The sequence below is a fragment of the Actinophytocola sp. genome, from assembly GCF_036378875.1.
Lineage (GTDB): Bacteria > Actinomycetota > Actinomycetes > Mycobacteriales > Pseudonocardiaceae > Actinophytocola.
The window spans coordinates 61,352-63,770 of sequence record NZ_DASUVO010000081.1 but is presented as its reverse complement, the minus strand read 5'-3'; the positions used below and the strand labels follow the sequence as shown (position 1 = coordinate 63,770).

Below are 2,419 nucleotides of genomic sequence, written 5' to 3'. Positions count from 1 at the left end.
GGCAGATCTCGAACCTTCCGGGCGTGGTCGAGCGACCAGTGCCCTTCGGGCAGCACCGGCAACGTGGCGTCAAGATGCGTGAGTAGAACTCTTCCTACGGCTGGCGACGCGACCGCCGGTCTGGATCCCGCTCACCCGTCCTCCCGACGGATCCCTGAGGAAACGCCCGCCGAGGATCCGACGTCCGGAAGCAGGCTGCTGGACCGAGAAAAGCCAGTCCTCGTGCAGGATCAACTCCGGGTAGGTCTCGCCGTCGATCCTGAGGATGATCTTGTCGTCATCCCCCGCGTCTACCGCGTACTCTATGTCGCCATTCGCGTATCTGCCCAACACGTCGCCGGAGGCCGGCATCCGCTGCTTCAGTTCGGGAGCGACGTAGTCACCCACCGGGATATCCAGCGCACGCAACTCATCGACCAGGTCCTCCCACAAGGCCGCACCGGTGTTCGCGTTCGTGGTGAGCGCGACCACCCGGTCGTTCGTCGGATCGATACGGAGATGGCATGACGTGCCGTCGGCGTTGCCGTCGTGACCGAACCAGTCTGTGTCGGGCCCCCGGAACACCGCCAAACCAAGCCCCCAACCATCGGCGAGACCGAACGGTTCAGCGACGGAGATGACTCGCCGCATCTCTCGGAACACGTCAGGATCGAGCGGCGCGGAAACCGAAGGATCCGTGCAGCCGGTCACGTGCGCATGCCCGAACGCGACGAGATCCTTGGCGCTCAACGCAAGCGCGCCGCATGGAGCATCAGTCACCCGAATCGTCTGCGCGACCGCGAGAGCCTTGCCGGTCGATTCGCTCACGGCATGTCCGGAAACGAAGGAGTCGAGCGGAAACCGTGAGTCCGGCCGCACGACGAACGCCGGCACGATACTCAGCGGCTTGAGCAGGAGCGCATCGATCGCGTCCCACCAGCTCATCCCGGTGATCTCCTCGACGATCCGTCCGACGAGCACGAATCCCACGTTGGAATAGGAGAACCCGGAGCCGGGAGGGTGGACGAGGCTCTGCTCACGGCAGTCGAGCAGATACCTGCGTCGCGACGCGGCCTCCTGGAGACCCTCACCGAAGCTCGACGGCAACCCACTGGTATGGCTCATGATCTGGCGTACGGTCAGTTTGCCGCCGAGACTGTCCGCATTGGTTCCGAGCTCGGCGAGGTGGGTACCGATCCGATCGTCCACATCGAGGTCGTCGTCGGCTACCAGAAGCATCGCCAAGGAGGCGGTGAACGCCTTCGTGATCGACCCAACCGGGAACTTGGCGTCAGCGCTGACCTCACCGGCTGTCATGGCCACTGTCCGGCCGTCCACATGGATGGCGAGTTGGGCGGATGGAACGCAATGCCGTCGCGCCAGGCCGACGAACACTTTTCCTAGCTGCCCGGTTTCGATGGCAGGCACGAATGTGAACCTTTCCCCGCATTGACCAGCCCGCGCGCAAACGGTCGTTGGCGCGCAACACGGGACTAACCGACGGGGGTGCGTCGCATGGCGCGCCTTCCCTTCCCGAAGAACAGAGAGGACACCCGGAGCGCAAAAGACCCCAGACTCGTCGGCTGCGCCACCGAGGTCCGGGGTAACGACACGAACCTACTACCCCGCGGCACCGATGGCTACCGCCAAATACGACGGCCCACGCCTCGTTCACCGTCCAGCGACTCGACGAGTCGTACACGTTTGGCGCGACGGTCAACGGGTATCCGGAAAGGCTGCCCCAGACCTCGGCGGAGGCCCCGTCACGGCCGGTAACACGAAGTGACCGAAAACTGTGGAGGCAGACATGCTCATACTCGTAGTCGTACTACTGGCCGCGTGGCTCATCGTCTCGATAGTCGGGTTCGCCATGGAGGGACTGATCTGGCTGGGAATCGTCGGCATCGTTCTGTTCGTCGGAACCGCCGTGATCGGCGCCGTCCGCCGCAAATCCCTCAGACGACCGTCCTCCACACTCTGATCCGCGCGCCCAAGCGAACACGAACCGGCTTCTTGTCACGGGGCGCTGTCGGCCACGACCGCCGCGCGGTGCCCGAGCCGAACTCGCACCGAGCGTTCCACCAGGATGGGAACGAACGCATGTATCCGGGCGTCGGTGAACCGGCGTCGCTCCTCGGCTATCACGTGGCGCACGGCAGCCGCACGGCCGGCGCCGTACTCGTCGACCAACCGTGCTTCGATCTGGGCGTACTGGTCGCGTCGGGCGGCATTCGGGGCAGGTACGTCGTCCATGATCATCACCTTCCCTGCGGGCGTCATGCGGATCGACCGATCGAGACGTCGAGCGGGCGAGTTCCGGTTCTGTCGCCGGTGCGGCATCGAGGTGTGGGGCCTGGTCGCAGACGCGGACCCTGGTCCGTCGTCACCTACTGACCCTACGCGTCGAGCACACCGCCCGAGTTGGTGGCCAGATGCACCA

General features: G+C 64.9%; 3 protein-coding genes. 1 reads left to right on the top strand and 2 read right to left on the bottom strand.

Translation table 11 applies throughout. The features are described from left to right. Positions 1-69: 69 nt before the first annotated feature. On the bottom strand, positions 70-1,407 hold the full coding sequence (locus tag VF106_RS23335; RefSeq protein WP_330841931.1) for a serine hydrolase domain-containing protein: 1,338 nt from the start codon (positions 1,405-1,407) through the stop codon (positions 70-72). Between the two features lie 379 nt (positions 1,408-1,786). Here VF106_RS23335 and VF106_RS23330 point away from each other — a divergent pair, with 379 nt between their 5' ends. Beyond that, positions 1,787-1,960, top strand: a complete 174-nt coding sequence (locus tag VF106_RS23330; protein ID WP_330841930.1) for a hypothetical protein — start codon at positions 1,787-1,789, stop codon at positions 1,958-1,960. 35 nt (positions 1,961-1,995) lie between these two features. On the opposite strand, the gene VF106_RS23325 is transcribed toward VF106_RS23330, so the two are convergent. After that, entirely contained in the window at positions 1,996-2,232 is a 237-nt protein-coding gene (locus VF106_RS23325; RefSeq protein ID WP_330841929.1) for a three-helix bundle dimerization domain-containing protein, read from the bottom strand. Positions 2,233-2,419: the final 187 nt, after the last annotated feature.

Coding starts and splice junctions, on each gene's coding strand:
- VF106_RS23330 (WP_330841930.1), top strand. CDS start 1,787: ATGCTCATACTCGTAGTCGTACTACTGGCCGCGTGGCTCATCGTCTCG.
- VF106_RS23325 (WP_330841929.1), bottom strand. CDS start 2,232: ATGGACGACGTACCTGCCCCGAATGCCGCCCGACGCGACCAGTACGCC.